This window comes from Pseudoalteromonas sp. SMS1, from assembly GCF_021530565.1.
Classification (GTDB): Bacteria; Pseudomonadota; Gammaproteobacteria; order Enterobacterales; family Alteromonadaceae; genus Pseudoalteromonas.
Genome location: NZ_JAKGBI010000022.1, coordinates 74,887 through 99,597, shown reverse-complemented (window position 1 = coordinate 99,597; position 24,711 = coordinate 74,887). Strand labels below are relative to the sequence as shown.

Annotated in this window: 15 protein-coding genes and 1 pseudogene; 6 read left to right on the top strand and 10 right to left on the bottom strand. The window is 41.0% G+C overall.

The genetic code is table 11. The annotated features are described in order from the left end of the window. Positions 1-306: 306 nt before the first annotated feature. A pseudogene (locus tag L1286_RS24325) lies at positions 307-378 on the top strand (Arm DNA-binding domain-containing protein); the annotation flags it as partial. Positions 379-1,076: 698 nt separating this feature from the next. Here L1286_RS24325 and L1286_RS20295 read toward each other — a convergent pair. The 3 genes from L1286_RS20295 to L1286_RS20285 all read right to left on the bottom strand — a co-directional run bounded on the left by L1286_RS20295 (position 1,077) and on the right by L1286_RS20285 (position 3,826). Beyond that, positions 1,077-1,301, bottom strand: coding sequence for a hypothetical protein (locus L1286_RS20295; protein WP_235408839.1), 225 nt, complete (start codon positions 1,299-1,301; stop codon positions 1,077-1,079). Between the two features lie 90 nt (positions 1,302-1,391). Then, positions 1,392-2,519 carry a cytochrome P450 gene (locus tag L1286_RS20290; RefSeq protein ID WP_235408838.1) on the bottom strand — a complete coding sequence of 376 codons (1,128 nt, stop codon included), beginning with the start codon at positions 2,517-2,519 and terminating at the stop codon, positions 1,392-1,394. Beyond that, positions 2,519-3,826 carry a cytochrome P450 gene (locus L1286_RS20285; RefSeq protein WP_235408837.1) on the bottom strand — a complete coding sequence of 436 codons (1,308 nt, stop codon included), beginning with the start codon at positions 3,824-3,826 and terminating at the stop codon, positions 2,519-2,521. Before L1286_RS20285 ends, L1286_RS20290 begins: the two co-directional genes overlap by 1 nt. 930 nt (positions 3,827-4,756) lie before the next feature. Between L1286_RS20285 and L1286_RS20280 the strand changes: the two genes are divergently transcribed. Then, positions 4,757-6,769: a DUF1800 domain-containing protein gene (locus tag L1286_RS20280; protein WP_235408836.1), complete on the top strand. Its 2,013-nt coding sequence runs from the start codon at positions 4,757-4,759 to the stop codon at positions 6,767-6,769. A 10-nt stretch (positions 6,770-6,779) separates the two neighbouring features. Beyond that, complete coding sequence (locus L1286_RS20275; protein ID WP_235408835.1) at positions 6,780-8,138, top strand: DUF1501 domain-containing protein; 1,359 nt, start codon at positions 6,780-6,782, stop codon at positions 8,136-8,138. Between the two features lie 32 nt (positions 8,139-8,170). Here L1286_RS20275 and L1286_RS20270 read toward each other — a convergent pair whose 3' ends face one another. Then, positions 8,171-9,076 carry a histone deacetylase family protein gene (locus L1286_RS20270; protein WP_235408834.1) on the bottom strand — a complete coding sequence of 302 codons (906 nt, stop codon included), beginning with the start codon at positions 9,074-9,076 and terminating at the stop codon, positions 8,171-8,173. A 471-nt stretch (positions 9,077-9,547) separates the two neighbouring features. Here L1286_RS20270 and L1286_RS20265 point away from each other — a divergent pair, with 471 nt between their 5' ends. Beyond that, complete coding sequence (locus tag L1286_RS20265; protein ID WP_235408833.1) at positions 9,548-12,718, top strand: M43 family zinc metalloprotease; 3,171 nt, start codon at positions 9,548-9,550, stop codon at positions 12,716-12,718. A 241-nt stretch (positions 12,719-12,959) separates the two neighbouring features. Here L1286_RS20265 and L1286_RS20260 read toward each other — a convergent pair whose 3' ends face one another. From L1286_RS20260 to L1286_RS20245, 4 genes are all read right to left on the bottom strand, one after another. Continuing rightward, on the bottom strand, positions 12,960-15,773 hold the full coding sequence (locus L1286_RS20260) for a tetratricopeptide repeat protein (protein WP_235408832.1): 2,814 nt from the start codon (positions 15,771-15,773) through the stop codon (positions 12,960-12,962). A gap of 297 nt (positions 15,774-16,070) precedes the next feature. Then, a complete protein-coding gene (locus L1286_RS20255; protein WP_235408831.1) occupies positions 16,071-17,777 on the bottom strand; it encodes a cell envelope integrity protein TolA in 1,707 nt (568 codons plus the stop codon). A gap of 218 nt (positions 17,778-17,995) precedes the next feature. Further along, positions 17,996-18,241 (bottom strand): hypothetical protein, encoded by a 246-nt coding sequence (locus L1286_RS20250; RefSeq protein WP_235408830.1) that lies wholly within the window; start codon positions 18,239-18,241, stop codon positions 17,996-17,998. Between the two features lie 541 nt (positions 18,242-18,782). Further along, positions 18,783-19,388 (bottom strand): hypothetical protein, encoded by a 606-nt coding sequence (locus tag L1286_RS20245; protein WP_235408829.1) that lies wholly within the window; start codon positions 19,386-19,388, stop codon positions 18,783-18,785. A gap of 1,453 nt (positions 19,389-20,841) precedes the next feature. Here L1286_RS20245 and L1286_RS20240 point away from each other — a divergent pair. Continuing rightward, positions 20,842-21,099 carry a hypothetical protein gene (locus L1286_RS20240; protein ID WP_235408828.1) on the top strand — a complete coding sequence of 86 codons (258 nt, stop codon included), beginning with the start codon at positions 20,842-20,844 and terminating at the stop codon, positions 21,097-21,099. 378 nt (positions 21,100-21,477) lie between these two features. Here the strand turns inward: L1286_RS20240 and L1286_RS20235 are convergent, their stop codons facing one another. After that, positions 21,478-22,077 (bottom strand): LysE family translocator, encoded by a 600-nt coding sequence (locus tag L1286_RS20235; RefSeq protein WP_235408827.1) that lies wholly within the window; start codon positions 22,075-22,077, stop codon positions 21,478-21,480. Positions 22,078-22,174: 97 nt separating this feature from the next. On the opposite strand from L1286_RS20235, the gene L1286_RS20230 reads away from it, so the two are divergent. Next, on the top strand, positions 22,175-23,056 hold the full coding sequence (locus tag L1286_RS20230; protein ID WP_235408826.1) for a LysR family transcriptional regulator: 882 nt from the start codon (positions 22,175-22,177) through the stop codon (positions 23,054-23,056). Here L1286_RS20230 and exaC read toward each other — a convergent pair. Next, a complete protein-coding gene (exaC, locus tag L1286_RS20225) occupies positions 23,053-24,573 on the bottom strand; it encodes an acetaldehyde dehydrogenase ExaC (protein WP_235408825.1) in 1,521 nt (506 codons plus the stop codon). The genes L1286_RS20230 and exaC overlap by 4 nt on opposite strands. Positions 24,574-24,711: the final 138 nt, after the last annotated feature.

Below are 24,711 nucleotides of genomic sequence, written 5' to 3'. Positions count from 1 at the left end.
TAAATTACCCGTTGCGGCATTCACAAACACCGATTCGTTAGACTGGCCAATTTGTTTGCCAGTTCCGCCTGCTAACGTGCTGTTAAATAGCCCGAGTCCTTCTGAGGAAAACACAATACTCATTCAAAAACCTTTTTACTTGAATTATTTCACTAATTACCTCTTCCTGAATTTTTAAAAAAAGTTTAATTAAAAACTAAAAATATAAAAAATTTAATTTAAAAAAGTTAACCGCTCAAAAACCATACAAAAATACAAAGTTTTTCATAAAATCACGATTAAAATGACTAACATTAGAACAAAGCCGGATTTAAAACGAAAAAAGATGCAAAGATCGCCATGCTAAAAATTGAACTAAAAATCAAAATCATGTATTAGCGATATAAAAATCTTAATGCAATGCATATTTTTAAATTGAAACAACAAACTCCACTAAAAGTGAGGGAAATTGTGATTGTATTCTGTACACTCTACAACCTTATATACCTTATTGCTTATCCAAACAAACTCACCGCTAAACAGTGCAATGAATAAAAGCCAACCGCACCTAAAAACGTAAAAAAGCGATTTATTTCAATGCTGCTTACAAACTCATATACGTCATTGTCGAACTTAGCAGGTGGGTGATTTTTACACTGCAGTCATGCACCAAACATAAAAAACAATGGCAGTCACACTTTAAATAACCAGGTGAATTGTTCGAAAAAGAAAAACAAAGTAATAAAACCAATGAAAATTCACTAATTAAAAATAGTATCCAATCTAAATTTTTAACAACCATAAAAGGAAAAACCCAAAATCAACAACCTAATAAAGCAATTTATGAAAACCATCTTCAGGCCGTAAAAAATTGAATTTACCACTGGTATTAAAAATAAATTATTAAAGTTAAAGAAGTCGACAATAAAATAGCTGCACTGACTATGACGGGTAGTTTTCACACAAATAATATTGTTCTCAACAACGCACATACCGGATAGAGAATCAATAAAAAAGTGTGAGGAAAGCATGTTAAATTACCTCAAAAATTGATTTTATAGTATTTAAAATAAGTTTTCTGTATTATATTCTCCCTTTCAGGAGGGGAGAGTGGATAAGTGCGCTATCACCGCTGTATGAATTTCAGCCAAGGCTTTGCGCACACCTAATGAAGTGATATCCAGTTCACACCACCCATCCGTTCCCATTGCCTCTACTTTTGAATATTGAATTACATGGCCTTTTGCCTCATACGATAGCACCCCAGATAATCTAAATGTGCCAGCTCGTGTGTGTAACCTTGAGATATTGAATTGAGTCATTTTGTAACAGGCCCCCCAACAAACCTTTGCATAAACAGGCTGCTTCATGACGCCACGCAATATAGTAGCGCCATTTACTGTATAAAAAGTTTAAGATACGAAATTCACGCTAAATGCTGGCGGCGCCACTGCTGCTTCTGCAAATGGCCTATCCGCAAAAGACTCAAAGTGCAATTGGCGATCCTTTATCGAATCAAGCAAATCAGCACAAAATCCAACAGCAAAAGCCGCAGCAATACATTTGTGCTCCCCCCAACCAAACGGCATAAAGGGTGCGCTATCGCCTTTAATAGATTGCCACCGCTGTGGATCAAACGTATCAGGTGCTGACCAATTTTGTGGATGACGGTGAAGTGCATATGGGCATACACTCACAATGTCATCTTCTTTTACCTGATGCCCATCTAGTTCATGATCTCGTTTAGGGAATCGTGCAAGATTCCAAGCGACAGGCCAAAGTCTAAGCGCTTCTTTCACGATCCAACTGGTAGGGTATTTAATACCGCCGTCTTTGGCACAAAAGTACAGAGACCAAGCCAGTGTAAAAGCGACTGAGCTATTAATAGCAAAGAAAAAAGATAAAAATAGGGTTGCTAGTTCATGTGGTTGCGCACTGCAGTCGGTATGAACAATTAAAGTATCTATGATATCTCTTTGTTCAGGTGCCCTCGCCTTACTATCCTTTCTTGTCGCAAATGCTTTTTTGAGTGCCCTATGCGTACGCCACCCTAGGATTAAACGCCTGAAATTCATGCCGTTTGCTTTTTTACCACTATATACCGAATGTATTAAAACTTGATCTAGTATCTTTTTAAGCTGAGGACTAAGACGATGGTTAACCAACACAGGGTAAAATGCATCGTAGAGTAGCCTATTTGCACAATCTGGCCAGCGCTCTCCCTGCTCCAAGCTCTTTTGAAACTCACTTATGATTGCGACTTTGTTTGTATCATAATGACGCCTGATATTTAATATCCCTTCTTTAGATATGGCTATTTGAGTCGCCCTTGAGCCGAACATGTTTCCCTTCACATTGAAGAAGTCCGACTGAGCTTGATAGTCACCGTGCGCATTCGTCATCACATCTTTTGAAGACTCGAAATCGGTCAAGTACAAATGGTCATCATCAAACTCTATTCTTGCTGGCGAATGCTGTAATACCTCATCCAGAGCCTTAAAGGGGTCCGAGTACTTAAAATCGCTTTCTGCTACTTTCATTATGATTTCCTTACTATCTTACCTTTAAACCCACTTACATAAGGAATGTTTAAGTTCTGATAGCTCAGTCGGTCTAATGCAATATCTTTTACTTCAAGTTCTTTGAGAAAAAGCACAATTAACAGTGCAAACTGATTTGTTCCTAACTGAGCACCAATACAGGTCATTGGATTCCAACCAAAAGGCACAAATGCATTGGCCGTCACCGAATCTCGCTGCCAACGTAACGGATCAAACTCATGGGGAGATTGCCAATACTGTTCATTGCGATGTAAAAAATACATACTATTAAAAACAGTATCGCCTTCACTAATTTTAAACTTGCCAACACTAAATGGGCACCGTGCCTCCCTAAATACAATAGGCACACTCCACATCCTCAAGCTTTCTTTAATAAAACCATGTAAAACAGGCATCGATTTGAAGGGCAACTTCGGTAGTTCACCCGGCTTTAAATCATCTAGCTCTGCGATAATTTTACGCTGCCAATCAGGTGATTGCAGTAGCTTGGCGATCATACATACAGCAACTCCACCAGGCGGACCAGTAATTGCCGTTACGACAGTCATCATTGCATCTAAAGCTCGATCCATTCCCAATTTTGAGTACATATCAACCACAGGTTGTAGTAGATCATGATAGTCTGGTGAGCTTTGTAATCTTCGCTTTATGGCTTTTTTTATGACGTGTGCGGCACGTAAATTGCGCCATAGTGCCTGTACTTTGCCCAGCGCACTTTGTTGCTTTAATAACACGAGATTATCTAACTGATTTAAAATATGCTGTTGTAAATATTTATACTCTTTATCGCTTAAATCACAAATCATAACCCGAAGTAGAGAAAATGAAATCATACGATGGATCTGCATATTAATATCTGATTCAAAACCATCCTCATAAAACACTTGAGATTTCATTATACTTTTTAAATTCAATAGAAAGCCGGTATTATCTTGTTCTTTTAGTATTTTTAACCAAGCAGCTCTGATTGCTTGCCACGTCAGTTTATTATTTGGATCATCTTCGGTTTTATATAGAGAGTCAGGTAAGGTTAGGTCTAAAAAGTTGAGTTTATTTGACAGCTTAGCACTTTCGGGGCTGAACAGTGCAAATGTATTTTCATCTATTTGATAGTCTTCTTTCCCGTGACTGCAGTCTTGCCGCATCGCTGTAATTTCAGCGCGTTCTTTAGGGATCATCATCGCTTGTACTTTACCTATTCTAATTGTTTTTTTAGGTATAGTTTTAAAGGCTGCAACGCATGCAGCCTCAACGTCTAGGACTAAACGTTGCTGTAATATGGCCAAATGTAGTATTTGCCTTTTTGTGCTTTTTTAGCACGAATACCGAATGATTTAAGAACTTTATTTTTTATCGTTTTCATAATAGTTTCCTTCTAAAAATTTATAAACTTTGTCAGTTTAAATTTTGTCACCTTGATTAGGGACAATTAAAAATATATACACAATATAAAAAACTTCAAATAACTTATAGTAATAAGAAACAACACTTAGCCACAAAACGGTAATATAAATAACTTCATGCAAAAAATTTAAATCTCAGTTTCCACAACCCAATGAAACATAAAATAAAACGCATTTATAAATTGCAAAAAACAGGACTAAAATCCTACTCTGACAAGCAAAAAATTGGTGAATATTAAATTAACCATATATAGAGTAGTCAAATATAGACTTTAGCCTGCAACTTGATGGCAAAAAATAATGAAAAGCTTAGTCAAGGAATTACCATGAAATTGACGTTTTTATAATAGTACGGAAGCTTCTCTGTATAAAACCGCTTAACAAAGTACTCTAACGATGTAGCAGGAACTACGATCAAAAAGGTTTATCGCTATAATGCTTTAATTGCAGCATAGTGTGTTGCGGATCTCACACCACTTGTCAACATTGTGCATCTTCACAGCGTATAGCCATGCTCGACAAAACGTGATCGAAAAGCTGTTCAGTGTCAAAACACATACTCAGGCTAAGAGCTTTAGTTGTAGCCAATCTGAAGCACACATATTACAAACTGATCACGCCTCATGTTTAGAAGCATCAATGACCTACGTAAAATTTCACTGAAAATAATTTAACTTACATCAACAATTTACTTACTCCCAAATCAAAAAACAGTACTTTAATACCAAATTCAAAGCGACAAACTAATGAAAAAACATTGTTAATTTATCTTAAAATGCTATAAATGGGTAAGGCTATATTGAGGAAATCAAAATGAAGACGTTTGCCCTATTAGTTATGATTTTGGCCATAACTGGATGCGGGGGGGGTGCTGGGGGTGACAGTGCCACACCAACCAATAACAGTGCTAACACTGTACCTGACTCCACAGACGCTGACTCTCAACCTGACAACAACACAGTTCAACCCGATAACGGAAATTCCGACGATGGGTCGGGATCTCAAGACAGCATCGGTGTCGCACCTATTGTGGATGTGAAAACACCAGGCAGTATTGTTAGGAAAGGAACAACCATTGTTATTGATAGTGTCATTACTGGCGACAGTAGCACATTGACTTATGAATGGACACAAGTCTCAGGACCACCAGCAACGCTCGTTAATAGCGATACCCCAAGTCTCACAGTCATATTGCCAGACACCAGCTCACCTAACCAAGATGACTTGATATTTGCATTAACGGTGACAAATACTGAGGGGCTGAGTACCTATACCGAAGCAACCATCGAATCTATTAATGCAATGAGTGAGTTGCAGGCAGCAGCACTCTTGCATCAAGGTACTTTGGGCCCAACTTACACTGAGATCCAAGCCGCAACGGGTAAGAGCGAAGAGGAATGGATTGATGAGCAGTTTGCTTTGCAAACGACTTATCACATGCCGTTTTTAGAGAATTATCCAAATAAAGAGCAACCAAGCCATATAAATCGCATAGATGCATGGTGGAAAGCCAGCCTTAGCGCACCAGACCAACTCAGACAACGTGTTGCTTTTGCTTTAAGTGAAATATTTGTTGTGTCAGATGCCAACAGCGCCTTAAGAGGTGAACCCGAAGGCATGACCCATTACTATGATATGTTACTTAAAAATGCATTTGGAAATTTCCGTACGCTACTTGAATCTGTTACTTTGTCTCCTGCGATGGGCGTCTATTTGAGTCACCTTGGAAATGAAAAAGCAGATTTAGAAAAAAATATCAGGCCAGACGAGAATTACGCTCGAGAAGTTATGCAATTGTTCACCATCGGTCTAGATGAACTAAACTTGGATGGTACTAAAAAACTAGATAACAATGGAAATGCTATTCCTACCTATACTCAAACAGAAATTGGGGGATTTGCCAAAGTATTTACTGGCTGGACATTCGCCTACTCAGCCCGCTGGAATCGCCCCAGTAAAAATTATACCTTTCCCATGCAACCGTTTGCTCAATACCATTCTGAACAAGAAAAGCACCTTTTAAACGATGAAATCATTCCTGCCGGCACGGGGGCGGAAGCATCGATGCAGTTAGCCCTCGATAATTTATTTCTGCATGCCAATGTAGGGCCTTTTATTAGTAAACAATTGATACAACGGTTAGTTAAATCTAACCCCACGCCGGCCTATGTTGAAAGAATCGCGACTGTATTCAACGACAATGGAGAAGGGGTGCGTGGTGATCTCGCTGCGGTCGTTAAGGCCATACTGTTAGATGACGAAGCGCGTAAATACTCCAGCGTATTTGAACACTCAGGAAAAATAAAGGAGCCTTTGCTCACTAAGCTGCATTTTTGGCGTACCTTAAATGCCGCTTCTCAAGTCAACCGTTATTATACTTGGAATTTACACACCACCTATGGGCAGGGTCCTTTACTTTCTCCGTCGGTATTTAATTTCTTTAGGCCAGATCACAAACCCAGCGAGTTACTGAATGAGAATTTAGTTGCGCCAGAACTGCAAATTGCTACGGATTCAAATATGATTTCTACGACGAACAGCCACTACAGCGACCTTATATGGCGAATGGCTGAACGTAAAAATTCTCTTAATCCAAACACTATCTACTTGTATGGTGAAACCCAGATCAACCTGCTTTCTAACGAAGGGTTGCAGGCTCTGTTAGACTATTTTAACGTCGTCTACTACGCGGGGAGCATGTCAGATACCACGCGAAATGCATTGGTCGATTTGGACAGCTATTTTATAAATCGTTCTGCAGCTGACAGAGTATCTCAGCTACTTTATATGGTGTCTTTGTCACCCGATTTTAATTATCAAAACTAGGAGCTGTACCATGACAACCTACAATGACAAATCAAGAAGGGCGTTCTTGTCACTTTGTTTAAAAGGTGGCGCATCGGTTGCAGCATTAACGAGTTTACAGCTACATGCACTAAGCAACACTTTAAACAGTTCAAGCTTAAATGATTACAAAGCGCTTGTTTGCATTTTTTTGCACGGTGGGAGTGACTCTTTAAACATGCTCGTGCCAACTTCTGGACAATACCGAGTTAACTACGAGCAAAGTCGACAAAACCTTGTGGTTACAGACGCAATCAGCCTAAACACGCAAACACAGTTTGAAGGTGGAGTCGGCTTACACCCAAGTATGAGTAGCCTTACCTCGTTATTCGACTCGGGGCAACTGGCGTTTGTGGGAGGAGTGGGTACATTGATCGCGCCGACAACACTCACAGACTATCAAAACAAAAGTGTCAATTTGCCCGGTCATTTGTTTTCTCACAACGACCAGCAGGCTACTTGGATGCACGGGCAAGAAAAAATATCTTTGAATACGGGTTGGGGTGCAAGAATGCTAGAGCGACTTAACCAGCATAGTGCATTCACGAGCAATATCTCTCTTGCCGGATCCAATCCTTGGCAAACTGGCGTCAATACATCTCCTTATGCACTGAACCGCTCTGGCGTTATGAAAATCAATCCGCTCTCGGGGCATCAACCTCAGGTGGACCATATAAAAAGCATCATTGACCGCCTATTACTTACAGATACCCAGAGCCCAATACAAGATGCTTATGCAAACCGCTTAGGGCGATCTATTAGTAATGTCCAGAATATGAATGAGTTGCTAGAGCAAGCACCTATTCTCACCACCCAATTTAGTGAGAATGATCTGTCTCAACAACTCGCTGCAGTTGCGAAATCTTTGAGTATTCAAGCGCAAACGAGCTCCCAGCGACAAATTTTCTTTGTCTCGCTCGGTGGTTTTGATACCCATGATGAGCAGTTGAACAGGCAACCAGCATTACTCTCTACTTTAGCCACCGCCTTGTCTGAATTTCAAAGTGCAGTCAACGAGCTGTCTTTGCAAAATAATGTCACAACTTTCACCATGTCGGATTTTGGTCGAACGCTTACCTCCAATGGAGACGGCACCGATCACGGCTGGGCGGGCAATCAGCTGCTAATGGGTGGTGCAGTGAATGGTCAAGATGTGCATGGAACGATGCTGGACCAAAAAGTGGGGGGACCACTTGATGTCGGCGGAGGACGACTTATCCCTCAGCATGCTAACGAGCAATATTTTGCCCCGATTGCCAAGTGGTTTGGACTTCCAGAGTCTGACATATATGATCTATTTCCTAATTTAAGGAACTTTGACGCATTTAACCTGCCCTTATTTGTCAGTTGAGTGGATTATTCGGATGTGGAGCAAGGTCATAGCTACAACTTAGCGGCCTGCTCCACAACAATGGCATGCCGCTTCGCTAAGCGTTCATGATCTTTGTCATAGCCGCCACCAATTACTGTGGCCACGGGTACCCCTTTTCTGGCACAGATTGAAAGCACGGCACGATCCCTGTTTTCAAGACCTTGCCATGTGATATCTAGCTTACCCAGGGTGTCCTCTTGCCACACATCAACCCCCGCGTCGTACAAAACCAAGTCTGGGTTAAGTTGTTCAATTAAATCAAGCAGTGTTGATTCAACCAATGACAAATACGTTTTATCGTCTGTCCCCACGGGTAACCCGATATCTAAATCACTAGACTGCTTTCTAAACGGGAAGTTCTTCTCACAGTGAATAGAGCAGGTGAATACAAAAGGGTGATGCGCAAGCATGGCGGCAGTTCCATCCCCTTGATGTACATCACAGTCGAACACCAGGACATTATGAACTTTGCGCTCGTTGATTAACCTCGTCGCGGTATAAGCAAGGTCGTTCACCATGCAGTAACCAGAACCAAAGTCAAAATGCGCGTGATGAGTGCCACCCGCTAAATGACAAGCGATACCGTATTGCAATGCTAATTTTGCGGTTAAATAAGTGCCCAAAGGTGCTGTAAATGTTCGCGCCATCAATTGCTCTGACCAAGGCAACCCTATTCGTCTCATGGCTTTTTCACACAATTTATTATGATATAAGTCACGTACATATTGGTCGCAATGTACTAATTCCAAATCGCTGTAATGCCCTTCAGGCCCTTGATATAAGTTACTTTTTACAATTCCTTGAGCTTCTAAATATTGTTTGAGCCTAGCAAATTTACTGACAACAAAACGGTGTTTCGGGTCAAAGCTAAAAGAGTAATTTGGATGGTATACAAGGGGCAGATTTGGATTGAACATGCATAAATATCTTTGAGATTCTGCTTCTAAGTATGTCACACTTTTCAAAAGTTTAATATACAACCCTGTCCAACCTTCGTGACAAACTTACTATAAACAGGCAGTCAAAAGCGACAATCATGGCACTATTTTTTATTGCCTCGCCCCTCATAAGAACAAAGTTCAACCACTTGTATTGTATGTATTATTTATATTTTTTACACGATCTAGGCATCAACCCAAAAGCAACAAAAATGCAAAAACATACATTATATTGTATACAATTAATTTTCATTACGGTAAGTTAAAAGTGCTCAGGTGAAGCACTCCATACCTTGAGCAAATTAAAAACGCTGAATAAAGCGATGAAAATTAATAAAAAAACCAAACACAATCGAGAGGTATAGGCAATGATGCCGTTTGTTGACTGATGTACAAGTCGCTCCGAAACGAGCACTGGTTGTTAACAAAATAAAACTACAGGAGAACAACATGTATTTTTCTAATAAAGTGCCATTTTGGTCACCAAATAGAAAAGCGCTCAACGTCGTAACCGCAGCAGTACTCTCTGCGACTGCAACAACATCCTTTGCTGGCGCCACTGCAAAGACCCCATTGCAGCTAACGAATAGTTCATCGAGTATTTCTGCTCAGGCAAGTCACACTCACTCTGGACAAATTTGTGGTACCGATCACAACCACCAAAGTTGGTCAGCCATACAAAAAGAAAATGTCCGTCAGGCCAACATAAGTTCTAGTTTCGCATCGCAAATCATGTCATCGCTTGCAACCCAAGATGACCCTGCTGCTGAGAATGGAAATGGTGTCGCTGGCAGATATTATATACCAGTGGTTGTACACGTTTACGGTGACAGGTATAACTGTGAAACGGGTACATACTGTTTAACCGAGCAAAAAATCATTGATGGACTTAACAAGTCTAACCAAGACTTCTTAGGTTTGATCACAGATGATGGCCCTATTGCACCAGAATTCCAAGCCATTAGGCAGAATTTAAATATCGAATTCGTCCTCGCTAAGAAAGATCCAAATGGCCAGCCTACCAATGGAATTGTTCGTTACCCTGACAAAGCAGGATATGGAAATGGCAGCGGGATGGACGAGCAAATTGCTGCCGATGCTTGGGACAACTTCAAGTATATGAATATATACGTTCAGCATGATCTCTATAACGATGGCTCGACAAATAACTCTGGTGTCGCTTGGTACCCTCAACTTAGCATGTCGCAACAGGGGCTTTCTCGAGTAGTTTACAATGGAGATTACATCGGTGCGAATACCAACGAAAACTTTCGTTCTGTTTTGACCCATGAATTTGGCCACTGGCTCAACCTACCACACACTTTTGACGGTAGCTGTACAGTGCACTCTGAAGCATTTTGTAATGCCACTGGTGATGGTTCATGCGATACACCACAAATGAGTAGCAGCATTTTACAAGACAACGCGAAAAACTGCCTTGGTCAGCCAACCAATACAGAAAATTTTATGCACTACTCAGACAACTACGCCATGTTTACTCAGGACCAAGTAGATCGTATGACAGCCGCACTTCATGGCCCTGCTCGCGCAACAATTTGGTCCAATGCGAACCTTATCGCAACCGGATTGGAGGCGTATACCAGTGATGCGGATCACCCTTGGGATGGCACATCCGGCGCAGTAGTTCCACCAAAAGGCACCGTTGTACAAGCATTTAGAGGCCTAGCTGCGCAAAAAGGTGAAACTGATAATTTTGAAATATCTGTACCAGAAGGGACGCAAGCGGTTGCTTTTTACCTTGATGGATATGACGAAGACCCGGATATGTATGTCTCAAAAGGTAAAGCACCCGTTAAAAATGGTGACACATGGGATGCTGATTTTATTTCGTTTAGAAGCGCTGGTTCACCAGAACTAGTCACGCTTTCGGCCCCCTCTAGTAGCGAAACATATCATACAACAATTGATGCATTTAGCGCCTACTCAAATGCCACACTCAGTATCATTGCAGGTACTGACAACACACTTTGTCAAGATTGTGAACGTGTCTTTTTAACAGAAGTTAAAGGCCTAAACTCAGCCAAAGGCGCTGAGCCAAAGACCTATCAGTTTGACATTCCCGCTGATGCAATAAGGACAGTCGCAGTTATTCCTGGCGGTTACCAGGGCGACCCAGACCTTTATGCAAGCATGAACAAGATCCCCACAACTGACAGCTTTGAGTGTGGACCTTTTAGTGCACCAAGACTCAGCGAATATTGCGAGTTTTCCGCAGGGGGTGGCACACTCAACCTACTCGTAGACCCTTTCCTAGAATACAGCGATGCCTCACTTGTTGTTTACTACGAAAGATCAACGCATTCTGAACTACCCGTTGCCCAAGCAAACGGGCCTTACAGTGGTTTAATTGGCCAAAATATTCAATTTAGCAGTGCAGGCTCATTCGACAGTAATGGGAGTATTAGCCATTACGCCTGGGACTTTGGTGATGGCAACACATCGACAGAAGCGAACCCTCTTCATGCTTATCAACAAGCCGATACCTATACCGTAAAATTAACGATCACTGATAATGACGGGAATACCGCAAGCGACATTGCAACCGCACAGGTCAAATCCCAGAATCAAGCGCCCATTGCAAATGCTAACGGCCCTTATACAGGGTTAATAGGACAAGCAGTCAACTTTAGTAGTGCTAACTCCACCGATCCAGACGGTAGTATTGTGCGCTATCAGTGGCTATTCGGCGATGGACAAACCAGCTCCGCTGCAAATCCATCTCACACATATAGTGAGGTTGGTGACTATACTGCTTCTCTAACAGTGACCGATAATGAAGGCTTGACGCATACAACACAGGCAAGTGTTGATGTCACCGGCATAACTTATTGTGAGGCAAGCGGCAACACAAGGTATGAGTGGATTGCTAACGTACAAATGGGGTCTTTCACTAACCCTTCACAGGCAAATGGCTACAGCGATTTCACGTCTCGGGAAATTACCCTTAATGAAGGTGAGAATCTATTCACGCTAACGCCAGGTGGTAATTACACTGAACACTGGGTGGCATGGATAGACTTTAATGAAAATGGTCAGTTTGAGCAATCAGAGCAAGTGATGCGCGGTGTATCAGGCAAAGGCGCTGTGACTGGCTCAGTCACTGTACCTTCCGGTATGACTGGAAAATCAGTCCGTATGCGTATTGCGATGAAATACAATGAAGCGCCCACATCCGCTTGTGGCAACATTGGTGACGGTGAGGTTGAGGATTATACCGTCGTTATCAAACCGAGTGACACAAGTAAGCAAGTACCCAATGCATGTGCCACAGAGACCCCAATTTCAGGTGGTCGTCTTGAAGCTGGCAAAGCCGCCTGTCTTGGTGGCAACGGTACGCTTTGGTTAAGCATTGGTGATGTGACTTCTGCTCAAAACATCGCCATTACCACTGCCCACGGTCAAAGTAACCTACATATTTTATATAAAAATGGAGGCTGGCCCAGTGACAACGACAAGGATGCAGAATCAAACTCTGGCACACAAACCGCGTGTATTACGATACCCGCAGGTAATCAGTATTGGTCTTACCTAAAAGTGACAGGGGATGCCAAAGACACAAGTATTATTGTCGACTTCGATAGTAGTCAATGTAGACAATAAGTCCCCACAGTTTCATCCTTATTCTCACTCAAAGCACCGAATATCGGTGCTTTTTTCTCCTTAATATACCTACGATGTTGGCGCGTTAGAAAGGGATTTTCTTTTGCTCGCACAAAATTGCAGCGCATTCAGTTACTTTAACATTTTCAATGCGCTCTCGATTTTTACACCAATTAGTTGCATGGATAAATGCAATTGCAACTGTCGTATTGTGAGCTGCTTTTAACTTGGAATCCTGAATTTAAGCGGTCACGACAATGTGTGGCCCAAGTGTGATAATGAACGCAACTCCCTGAACTTGTTTATCTGTGTACGTAATCTGCCCACCTAGCACAAAATTCACGAGATTAAACACCATATACAACCCTAGCCCGACATTTCCCTCACTCCTAGCGGTTGTAAAAAACGGCTCAAAAATATGCGGTTGTGCATCTAATTCCATGCCAACACCATTGTCACTGTAATTGATCTTTAAGCCATCAGCGTCAACTAACACATCCACTGTAATTTGACCTTTTTGGTTTTTAAACCCATGTTGTAGTGAGTTCTTACACAAGTCTTCGAAAACCTTTCCCAATGCTTGAGCGTCACATTTTATTTGCACAGTCTGCGCGCAATTTACCTTGATATTTTGCGCATTGTCTTTGGCATGAAACGCAATCGAAGCATGAATAAAATCACCTAACCTAAGCACCGTTTCATCACCCACATACTCATGCACGGATGCATGCTTAAACCGCTTTACAAGCTGAGCTGCGCGTTCTAAATTGCGCTCAATAAGCGCCGTACCGGACAAGGAGACCGCAATGAAGTTTTTTGTATCACTGAGTGTGAGCTTGCTGGCCTCCAATTTATTTTTAAGCCCTGTTATCTCTTCTAATAGCACCGAGCTCGCTGTGACTGAGTTTCCCAATGGGGTATTTAACTCATGGGATACCCCAGTGACAAGTCGCCCTAGCGAAGCCATTTTTTGCGCTTCCAACAATGACGTCTGTGTGGAGGTTAACTCTTCTAATGTCGCAGCTAATTCATCTCTCGATTGCTGCAGGCTCACTGTCCTTTCTTCAACACGTTGTTCCAGCGTCGCATTGAGTTCAGCCAGTGCAAACTCAGAGGCTTTAATTTGAGAGATATCCTTGATTGTACCGCTGATGCGTTGAGGCTTACCCAGCTCGCTGAATGCAGTCACTTTGCCTCTATCCAACACCCACAACCAATCCCCAGTTTGCGTCAAAACGCGATAACTTACCTCGTAGTAATCACTTTCACCTTCTAAATGCTGTGAAAAACGTGTTTGTAGATTTGCGAAATCATCAGGATGAACAACCTGCTTTATCTTTTCTAAATCCTTACCGATTGCGTTATTTGGCAGACGTAAGTCACTGGCTTGATTGTCTCTAGTAATAACACCGGTCTCAAGATCCCAATCCCAAAGCTCATCTCCACTCCCCCACAAAGCGAAAGTAAGACGCTCTTTCGCTTCACTTACTTGTTTCAGTGCAGCTTGTTCCACTTTTAGTTGTTGGTTTTTACTTCGCCAAAAATAAACAAATGAGAATATAAAAAAGGTCAATAACAAACTAATAAAAATGAATTGCTGCCGACTAGCCTGCTGTTTTATTTCAAGGTCTTTAATTTGATTTTGTTGAATCAGATCGTCGATCTCTCGCCTTTTTTCAGTTACGCCAAATTCAATCGCTAATGCCCGAATCAAATATTGGTTATTGATAGAGTCCCATTGAGATTTCAATGTATTATGTGCTTTTAAATAGGCCAACGCTTGGTTCACATCTCCCTGCGCTTCCAATACTTCTGACAGCTCAGAATAATAGTCAATCAAAAATGCCTCTCTACCATGTTTCTTAGCAATATTTATTGCAGATTTGTATGACTGAATTGCCAACTTTGGCTGATTACGTTGTAAATGCAAAGCAGCAAATGCATGATGGATCTCGGCGATCCTATCTTCCCATGGTGACCCCAAATAAAGAGGAATACTTCGTTCCAGATAGTCCTGTGCCAATTCAAGCTTACCCGTTTTAATGTATAGCCGCCCTAAATCTAAAAACGTTGAAACATTTGGGTCAGATCGATCTAACGTCTTTTTAAGTGCCAACGCTTTTAACAGTACTGCCTCGGCATTCTCATAATCCCCAGCTAACCGATAGACGCTGCCAAGCCGATTGTAAGAGTGAATAACGCCCAATTTGTAGTCTAATTTTTCTTTCAAAGCCAATGACTTTTTATGCATTTCTATTGAACGTGGATAGTCTGATACCTCCTCAAGATAGGTCCCCATATTGCTGTAATAAATCGCAAGATTGGTCTCATTATTCATACTCAAAGATATATCAATCGCTTGATTTTGATGGAACAGCACTTTCTCGTACAAATTCATGGTTCTGTACAAGGATGCTAAGCGCTGATTCAACGACGCAACGCCAGATTGATTGTTGAGCTTTTTATAGATGTCTAAGCTGTATAAATAATCTGATAATGCCGTTTCATAATCTTTGGTTTTAACATTTAGCGTGCCAGAGATCCGATAAGCACTTGCAAGGTGAAGTTCGTGGTTTATTTCTGTTGCTAAAGTAATCGCAGCCTGTGTCAATGTTTGCGCTGCCGGAATATTTTTTTTCTTCAACTCAATCCCTGCGCTCACCAACTGCGCTAACAGCAACTGCTGCGCATTATTGCTGCGCTGTGCAATGGATAGCGCAATCTTAATGAGTTCATCGGCGCGTGGAATATCACCATTTGCCAAGTATGCTTTTGCCAATTGACTGTGTAATTCAGAAGACTGCTTATCGGTCGCATTGGAGGCCAGAAGCCCTAGTCCAACTTCACCATACGCTATCGAAGACGCTGTATTAAAGTGATAATGTGCTTTCACAAAATCGATTATCGCATCAACTTTTTCGGTGCCTTTACTATTTTCGATTTGCTGAAGCATGATTTCGACATCATCACTCGTTTTACCAACACCTATTTCAGCAACAAAGAGATGGCAGAGTAATATCAAGCATATTTTACTGATTGAATTTGGATTGAGCATGGTACAACCTAGACCGTCCAAAGCTGGGGCTACCACTCTTTATAGTCCCTTAAACGAAAAATTCATAGTTTTGGCTTGTTGAACAGAACAAATTAATTGTATGAAAACTTACATAATGTCATCTCTTTATTTTAAATACAGACCAGATATAAATCTAAATACAGTGTGATAATGTAGAAAAATACGCTTGCACTTTTACCGCTTTAAGGTGCATTCCAATTTTCTCTAATAAAAAGGCCACACACCCAACGATGCGTAGCCTTTTTGCGTCTAAGAGAGGTATTTCGATGCTCGGCCTTAAATAAGCGGTAAGCCCCCAAGTACTAGATGTAAAATACCAAGGGCGATTGCAGTTAAACCGACCTGCTCTTCGTATGGTGACACAACCTCTTTCACCTTAACAAATACGCCAACTTGATTTAGTTTGGACTCATCTCTAAGTAGTAATACACCGCTCGCAAGCGCTGCTGCTTGCGCTAGACCACTGCCAATAATGGGTGATAATGAGATTAAATCAGAGAAAAAGCCGAATAGCCCGAGCCCGAACACCGCGTATCCAACATAGACAGATTTGCCTTCTATTGTTGCAATGGCTTGACCTATTTGAGGCACTTTCGCCAATACTCGACTTTTTGCTATCAGTAAGCCTGATGACATCAACGCCAATGCAAGTAACAATTGATTCAAACTAAAACCCATACTCCCTGAGTTCGCCTGCAATGCGACTTCTTTCAAAGCATTTTCATGCTCTGCTTGAATTTTAGCTTGCGCTTCAAGTCTTACTTCACGCGCTTTCGCTTGCTGTGCTTCCCTGTCGGCCTTTTGTTGTGCTTCTCTTTGCTCCCGCTCCAAACGCGCCTGCGCTTGTTTTTGCTTTGCTTCGAGCTTTGCTTGCTCTCGCTTGGCTATCGCTTCTTCTCTTGCGATTCGTTGCTGCTCTTTGCGCTCTGCGGCCTCTTTCGCTCTTTGCTCCCTTTCAGCCTTCTGTTTGGCCTCTGCTGCAAGGCGCTGTTTTTCTTGCTCTCTTTTAAGGATCTCTTTAGGATCTTCAGGATAAACAGCACTCTTCGCTAGCTTGTCTAAATTATCAGTACTCTTTAAAAACCAATTTTTGCCTGTATCACTATAAATACCATTGGCCCCATTACTCAACTGAAGACCTGTTTTAACCACTTTTCCATTTTTTACTTCAAAAGTATAAGACTCTACAGGAACACTTTCCTCTTTATAGGCGATAACATGATAGTCGCCGTCTGCTAGTTTCGTAATAGCTAAACGCTCTCCCCGTTCGTCATGTGGCTTGGTAAATGAAACTCGAGTGAACTTGAGTCGACCTGGGTATGTACTCATTGACCCTCGACCTTCACCAATCACATTTTCACCGTAAATAAGGTGGAAGGTTAAGCTCGTACCACCAGCAGCACTATCTAATGTATTCGGGGCTGGTTTGATCAATTCTAATGAACTTTCCTGCCAAATATCGAGCTGTGCTTCACCAATCGATACATAGTCATCCCATAGGCTGGCAACTTTGAGATCCTTTTTATCTTTTACAAACTGACTTTTTTCCAGCGCAAATTCATAGCGCTGGAATAATACGTCCTTGTGGTAAAAGTTCATTGTGTAAGCTCTGGGTACCATGTCGATATACTGGTAACCATGATGCGAATTTTCTCCCGTACAACTTAAAAATCTTGTCTTGCCGGGCTTTTCCTCAGAGTAATCTACATTGGTGTTACATTGCCAAGCGGCATGCTTTTTACCGTTAAGATCGAGCAATTTAACTTGGACAGTATTCTTCCCTTCTTTGATTTCGGTAACTTCGATGTTCCCTAGCGACAACCTAAACTTATGTGCATTGGTCGATGTATCGTTTTGCTCAAATGAAATCCCGTCTAAATAGCTCTGCAGATCAACCTGAGCAGTCGTGGCGTGGGCATAAGAGTGATAGAGTGACGAAAATGCGGCTAAGCCACATAATGACGAGATTAATAGCTTTTTCAAAATACAGTCCTTTTCTTTAATATATTAGCTACAATTAAAATCGACAACAATTTTAATTTAAAAAACAAAGAAAAGTCCAACCACAATTAAAACAACAAACACATAAATTAATTTTATTATAAATTATTAAATGTTTTATATATCACTTAAATTAATAAAAATCATAAATAACTGAGCTCCTATTCATAGAGAGCTCAGTGTTCAGACTGTAAACTAAATTACCAAGGATACCCAGTGGTAGACCAATATAACTGGCCACCTTCCCAACTACAGTTGCGTTGCTCTGGCGCCAAGTCTACCTTGAAATATAGGATACCATGGTACAGTGCCCTACCACCTTTCTTACATACATAATAAATTTTCGAGAATGCCTTAGGCTCGGCCTGTGGTGTTGAAACAAGCTCAATTTGAGCACTTGCAGAAAACATCGTTAATGCAGCCATAGATAATAGAAGTGATTTCATTAAAATTTCCTTATATGTTATTAAAAACCAACACCACATTAACACCCATGAAAAACTTCAATCAACAAAAAAAATCACCACATAAGATAATATTAAATAATTAATATTTGGCATCAAAATAAATTTATAAAACCTCAGTATAATAAGGCAATATGAAGCTAGCTAGCACCGTATGTGCTTTTGTAAAAATCAAGATAATCTGCATAGTTTGAGCAGAGACGTTATATTACCTTTTTAAGCTGCTGAGTTCTAAATGCAGCAAACGCGTAATCAGCGTCACGACTGGTAGCAGTAAAAAATCATATTTTAAAAGAGGCTTTGTATTGACGTTCAGCTTATCTCCATGTCGTAGCAACTAGCTGAGTGGATTCTGCGTTACGAGACTTCATTCACTGATGGTCCTTAAGCGGTTCATCCTTTGATTGAGTACTTCAATTTGACTAACGAACAATAATAAAAAAGGTCCGCTCATTACTAGCAAGACCTTTTTTAATCATCAAACTGACACAGTTACCAGTTTGCAAGCTGAGTGTCGTGAGACTTAGTGAATATGATCTTCCGCTCTGATCGTAGCTTCTTGCTGTTCTTTAGCACTTTTCTTTTGCCACTTAGCCCAGTTTTTCTCATACTTTTTCTTGATATCACCTGCGTTATTTGTAGCCCACACAAGCGCTTCTTCACCAGCTTCTACGAGTTTAGTACCCGTAATCATTTTTTTGATTTTATCTGATGAGTATAAAAATGTTTTATCTTGCCCTTCGTTTCTAACTGGATGAAGCGAAAACCTCGCTTTCCAAACACCCATACGAGGTGTAACTACAGAATAGTAAGTTTTACCACTATCAAGTGACGCTTTCAAAAAGTCAGCTGACTCACCCACTACCATAAATACTTTTTCACCAGGTGAAGTCACATAAGCTACGCGAGTTTCGTTTGAAACAATTCCGATAAACTCAGGTTCACCAGATGTTACTTCATAAACACTTGATTGAATTGCATTGCCAAGAAAAGAAGAGCGCATAAACACAACTCTTGATTTGTCTTCAGCCACTTTATTTAAAGTTTGTACTGTTGCGACATTCATTTTAGTTGATTGACAACCACTTAAAAAAGCAACAAACAGTAGTGATGCGATGATACGTAACATTTTTATCCCTTATTGTTCTAAATGAGGCGGTATTATATTTATTTTCAGGTACAAAAAAACAAAAAATTTAATTTTTTACAACAAAAATTTTCCTACCATCACATTATAAAACAAGAACACGAATAAAATCATAGTAATGTAGATAAAAAAGGGGAGTTCAACGGCATTGTTGCCGACATAATTAAACTTCCAACCTTTTGCGTGAACAGCGCAAAAAACATAACACAGCCCAAACCATCATGACTAAGAAAATTTAGATAAAATCTACCTATAATTGATCATTGATACAGCATGACAATGCTACTATTCGGCTCAGTAATGACGCTATTCGGCTCAGTAATGACGCTATTTAGCAATGGTAAAGCGTCAAAAACTCGGTGGACGTGACCGTTAATATAAATTTTCTGACTTTGCACTTAAAACTTGTCTGACACTTCGTTCTGTTTCTAATTTGCTACTTCAAGCACTTGAAGGGTTCGCTAATTCACCTTTCAATTTAAAACTCACCCAGATATAGTAGCCAGTATGAGGGAGGGTGGTACTATATGTTCAATATTGAACCAAGCAAACCACGCAGGGGTTATTGATATTACGGTCGATGCCACATGCTTACTTTTGTCAAATATAGAAAGAGGACAGGCAAGTTTTAATAATTTAAGCAAAAAATTGGCGCCTGTCCCATGTTCAATCTATTTAACTACTTCTGTATCACAGAAGATTAAAATGGATGTAAGTACTCTTATTCCTGCGCCTCCTGCGATATTTTTAGTGTCCTGTGGAGTTAAATGTCTGTCTGTTACGACTAGTTTTTTTAATTTTGCTTTCTTTAAGACAGGTTTCATTTATCTATTCCTTGTGTGTTGTTAAAGTATTTTTTAATTTAATTTTATTAAGATAATTTTGCAACATAAATATTGTTTTTTACAAAATAAATAGCCAGGTACATTTTTAAAAAAACAAGTAAACTTCAGAAAAATCAATTAGAAAATAGCTTTCACACTATAAAAACAAAAATAATTGAGCTGTATATTTAAAATTGAAAAAGGAGTGCTTTTATAAACGGATGAAATGGAAAATGTTAGTAAAAACTTACTATATCACCCTTACTTTATAAACAATTGAACTTCTATTCGTTTTCACGAACAGTTCAAAAAAATCAGCGTAACACAGCCAATAAAACAAGAAAATCACGAATTGCTCTGCCTATAATCAAGCATTGATACAATACGGCAATATTGCTATTTGGCTCAGTAATGACGCTATTCAACAATGGCAAACCGTCAAAAACTCGGTAGACGTGGCCGTTAATATAAATTTTCTGACTTTGCACTTCGCTCTGCTTTTAAATTGCTACTTTGAGCACTTGAGTGGGGCGTTAGCTCAATCCCAATTAAATGGAGACGCCTACTTCCCCAGTTGCAGCTGTTTGTGCAAGCGAGGAAAGGTACTAGATATGCAATATCGAACCAAGCCAACCACGCAGGGGTTTATAGATATTGCTGTCGATTGTCCCGACCTAAAAGTTTATGCCAATGGCGACTGGCGTACTCGAAAACACCAAGCTAATCAAGCTAATAAGGGTCAAACTCGGCGTAAGTTGCACTTAGCCAAAGATACAGGTAGTCACGATATTGTCAGTGCAGCGTTATCAATGATGAATGTATCGGATGGTCAAGTGTTAGGTGAATTATTGCAACCAAAGGTGCCGTGACTCAAATCTTCAAAAGGGAAAATGCCCAATATCGATAGAAAGGCCACCCGAGAACCTGCGTCATAATATTAATGCACCAACTTGGTTAAAACACAGGAAAGAAGCCTAGGTTATCATGTGGGCTCGCTGGCTGAAACGGGCGTTTATCGTATTAAGCTGCTTACGAGTGACAAGTTGAAAAATCGTATCTTCAGCAGCCAACACAAAAGTCATGATTAAAGCCAAAACGATTAATACGATGAACAGACTAGGTGTACCTGAATATCAGTAAAAGTGACAAGACCGTTAGCAAAGGCTTATTTGATCAAGAAGGCCGAATTAAACCACCAAAAATACAATAACGCATTAATATGTAATGCGACCCACACAGACGTTAAGTTATAAGCCCATACCTAACCCGACAACGATGTAACCACACACAACAAGGAGCAGAATACCCGTCACTTGATTCAAATAAAAAACGTACCGAGAAAGTGAAAAAGTATCGGACATTTTTTTACCTAATATCGCCCATAAGTTGAGGCTCAGAAAACAAATTGCGCCGTACAAGCAGACAAACACAAGTAACTGAGTTAGCTGGCCAGTTGGTACAAACAAACTGGTACCAGCAATCGCGGCTAACCAAGCTTTTGGATTTAAAGCCATTAGTGCAGCACCTGACCAAAAGCCGATTTTAGATTGAGGTGTCGACTGAATGTTCGAACGTGATTTTAAAAACTGTATAGCCAAATAAAAAACAAAACCACAACCAAGCAATGCGATTAAATTAGTCAGCCAAATATATTGTTGTACTACCAAGCCGAGCCCAAGCCCAGCACTTAACAAAACTGTACAAAATCCTATTGTCGCCCCGAGTACAAATGGCAAAGTGCGGCCCACTCCCAGATTAACCGCCCTCGAAAATATTATTAAGTTTACTGGTCCCGGGGTTATGGACATTGAAAAGGCATACAGCCCCATAGCAATTAAAACACACATATCTCTCTCCTTCTTAACTATGGGTGATAATACAAGTATGTAATTTGATTGATTAGGTGGTATAAATGGATTTCACTGTTCTAAATAGTTATTCAATATGATTGACGATTTAAAGAGTATTGCCATCTTTGCTACCGTTATTGAACAAGGGTCTTTTCGCGGCGCAGCACGAAAGTTAAACCTTTCGCCTTCAGTTATCAGCTACCATATTGCTGAACTTGAGAAGAAACTTGATACCGCACTGCTATATCGCTCAACACGTAAACTGTCTTTAACGAGCCAAGGGGAGGCACTGCAAAAAGTCAGTAAAAATATGCTGGAAATAGTGGAGGAAGGGCTTTTGTCCATTACTGAGCAAAGCGATACGCTGCGCGGTAAGATAACCATCAGTCTCCCCACGGCACTGACACGGTCTGACTATACCCGAGCACTGGCTAGTTTTTGCCAGCGCCATCCACACCTAGAGGTCAATATTCTTTATAGCGATGTGTTTGAAAACCTCATTGAAAAAAGCATCGATCTAGCAATACGTGTTGGTACCTTACCAAGTAGCGACTTAAAAAGTAGGCGGCTTGGGCAAATCACAAGACGGCTTGTATGTACTAAACAGTTCGTAGCTCAATACACTCCAATCTCTCAACCGCACGCACTCTCACAGGTCCCCTGGATCAAGCTCACTAGTTTGCCAGCTAAGCGAACCCTAACGCATCCCGTGTTTGGCCGTGTTGACGTTGAATTTCCTCACCAAATCTCAGTGAACAGCGTAGAAGGAATGACCCAACTCTGTATTGATGGGTTAGGCGTAGCGACACCACCGACCTATTTAGTTGAAAACTTTTTAGAGGACGGAACCCTTGTTGAGCTTTTACCCGAATGGCGTGTGTCTCCAATTCCTGTTTTTGCAATTTGGCCAAATAATGCCATGAAAAAGAGCGCAACCATGAGACTGGTCGCGCATCTTGCAAAGGCTATAACTTAAAAGAACCCAAGAGGACTTTCACTATAGCTGACTAGAAGGTTTTTGGTTTGTTGGTAATGATCGAGAGCCTTTTTATGAGTCTCACGGCCTATTCCAGAGCGTTTGTAACCACCAAATGCCGCATGTGCAGGATACATATGATAGCAATTTGTCCATACCCTACCCGCCTCGATTTTACGTCCAAAATGATAGGCGCGATTCATGTTTCGAGTCCAAACCCCAGCGCCGAGACCAAACTCGCTACTATTGGCCATTGCGAGCGCTTCTGCTTCATCTTTAAACGTACACAACGAGATCACTGGTCCGAATATTTCCTCTTGGAAAACGCGCATATCATTGTGGCCTTTTAGCAAAGTCGGTTGAATGTAGTAACCTTGGTTAAATTCGTGATCGAGCTTTTCTACTTCTCCACCCAATAATACTTTTGCGCCCTCTTGCTTACCAATGTCTATATAACTCAAAATTTTATCAAACTGCGCCTGAGAAGCTTGCGCACCGACCATGGTTTCAGTGTCCAACGGATTGCCTCGCTTAATTTGTTGCGTTCGCTCAATCACCTTGGCGATAAAGTCATCATAGATATCTTCTTGAACAAATAGGCGAGAAGGGCATGTACATACTTCCCCTTGATTAAAGTAAGCCAGCACCGCCCCCTCTATACACTTACTTAGATACGCATCATCTTCTTGCATTACATCATTAAAATAAATATTTGGAGACTTCCCCCCTAACTCGACCGTAGAAGGAATAATGTTGTCGGCAGCGCACTTCAAAATATGGGCACCGACCGGCGTCGAACCGGTAAATGCAATTTTAGCTATGCGACCACTGGTGGCCAGTGCTTCTCCCGCTTCTTTACCATACCCGTTCACTATATTGAGTACGCCCGCAGGAAGTAAGTCCTCGATGAGTTCCAACAACACTAAAATCGATACCGGGGTTTGTTCAGCCGGTTTTAGTACAACACAGTTGCCCGCCGCGAGCGCAGGCGCAAGCTTCCAAGCAGCCATCAAAAGCGGAAAGTTCCAAGGAATGATCTGCCCTACGACGCCAAGGGGTTCATGGAAATGGTATGCGACCGTATGCTCATCAATTTCTCCAATGCTACCTTCTTGTGCTCGAATACATCCGGCAAAGTAACGAAAGTGATCTGCTGCGAGCGGTACATCTGCAGCCAGTGTTTCACGAATTGCCTTGCCATTGTCCCAAGTTTCGGCAACAGCTAGATGTTCGAGATTTTCTTCAATACGGTCAGCTATTTTTAATAAGAGGTTGCTGCGCTCAGTTACCGATGTTGTTCCCCACTTGTCCTTTGCTTGGTGCGCTGCATCCAATGCAAGCTCAATGTCCTTTTCGTTTGAACGGGCCACCTGACAGAAGCTTTTACCATTTACAGGGCTAATATTTTCGAAATAGGCACCATCCACGGGCGGTGTCCACTTTCCTCCAATATAGTTCTCATACCGAGGTTTAAAATTCACAATAGCATCGGGTGAATTAGGGTTTGCATAAATCATAAGTGCCTCTTCAACTTGATATTGTCATTATTTTATTGACCACAAAGCGTAGGCCGCAGTAGTGTGGTCTTTTATTCATTTGATTGACATTAATAAAAAGGCAGATTAAAAACTTAACAATCCGTACAAAAAGTTTGC

Coding starts and splice junctions, on each gene's coding strand:
- L1286_RS20280 (WP_235408836.1), top strand. CDS start 4,757: ATGAAGACGTTTGCCCTATTAGTTATGATTTTGGCCATAACTGGATGC.
- L1286_RS20235 (WP_235408827.1), bottom strand. CDS start 22,077: ATGTGTGTTTTAATTGCTATGGGGCTGTATGCCTTTTCAATGTCCATA.
- L1286_RS20295 (WP_235408839.1), bottom strand. CDS start 1,301: ATGACTCAATTCAATATCTCAAGGTTACACACACGAGCTGGCACATTT.
- L1286_RS20270 (WP_235408834.1), bottom strand. CDS start 9,076: ATGTTCAATCCAAATCTGCCCCTTGTATACCATCCAAATTACTCTTTT.
- L1286_RS20245 (WP_235408829.1), bottom strand. CDS start 19,388: ATGTTACGTATCATCGCATCACTACTGTTTGTTGCTTTTTTAAGTGGT.
- L1286_RS20260 (WP_235408832.1), bottom strand. CDS start 15,773: ATGCTCAATCCAAATTCAATCAGTAAAATATGCTTGATATTACTCTGC.
- L1286_RS20240 (WP_235408828.1), top strand. CDS start 20,842: ATGCAATATCGAACCAAGCCAACCACGCAGGGGTTTATAGATATTGCT.
- L1286_RS20230 (WP_235408826.1), top strand. CDS start 22,175: ATGATTGACGATTTAAAGAGTATTGCCATCTTTGCTACCGTTATTGAA.
- L1286_RS20275 (WP_235408835.1), top strand. CDS start 6,780: ATGACAACCTACAATGACAAATCAAGAAGGGCGTTCTTGTCACTTTGT.
- exaC (WP_235408825.1), bottom strand. CDS start 24,573: ATGATTTATGCAAACCCTAATTCACCCGATGCTATTGTGAATTTTAAA.
- L1286_RS20250 (WP_235408830.1), bottom strand. CDS start 18,241: ATGAAATCACTTCTATTATCTATGGCTGCATTAACGATGTTTTCTGCA.
- L1286_RS20265 (WP_235408833.1), top strand. CDS start 9,548: ATGTATTTTTCTAATAAAGTGCCATTTTGGTCACCAAATAGAAAAGCG.
- L1286_RS20290 (WP_235408838.1), bottom strand. CDS start 2,519: ATGAAAGTAGCAGAAAGCGATTTTAAGTACTCGGACCCCTTTAAGGCT.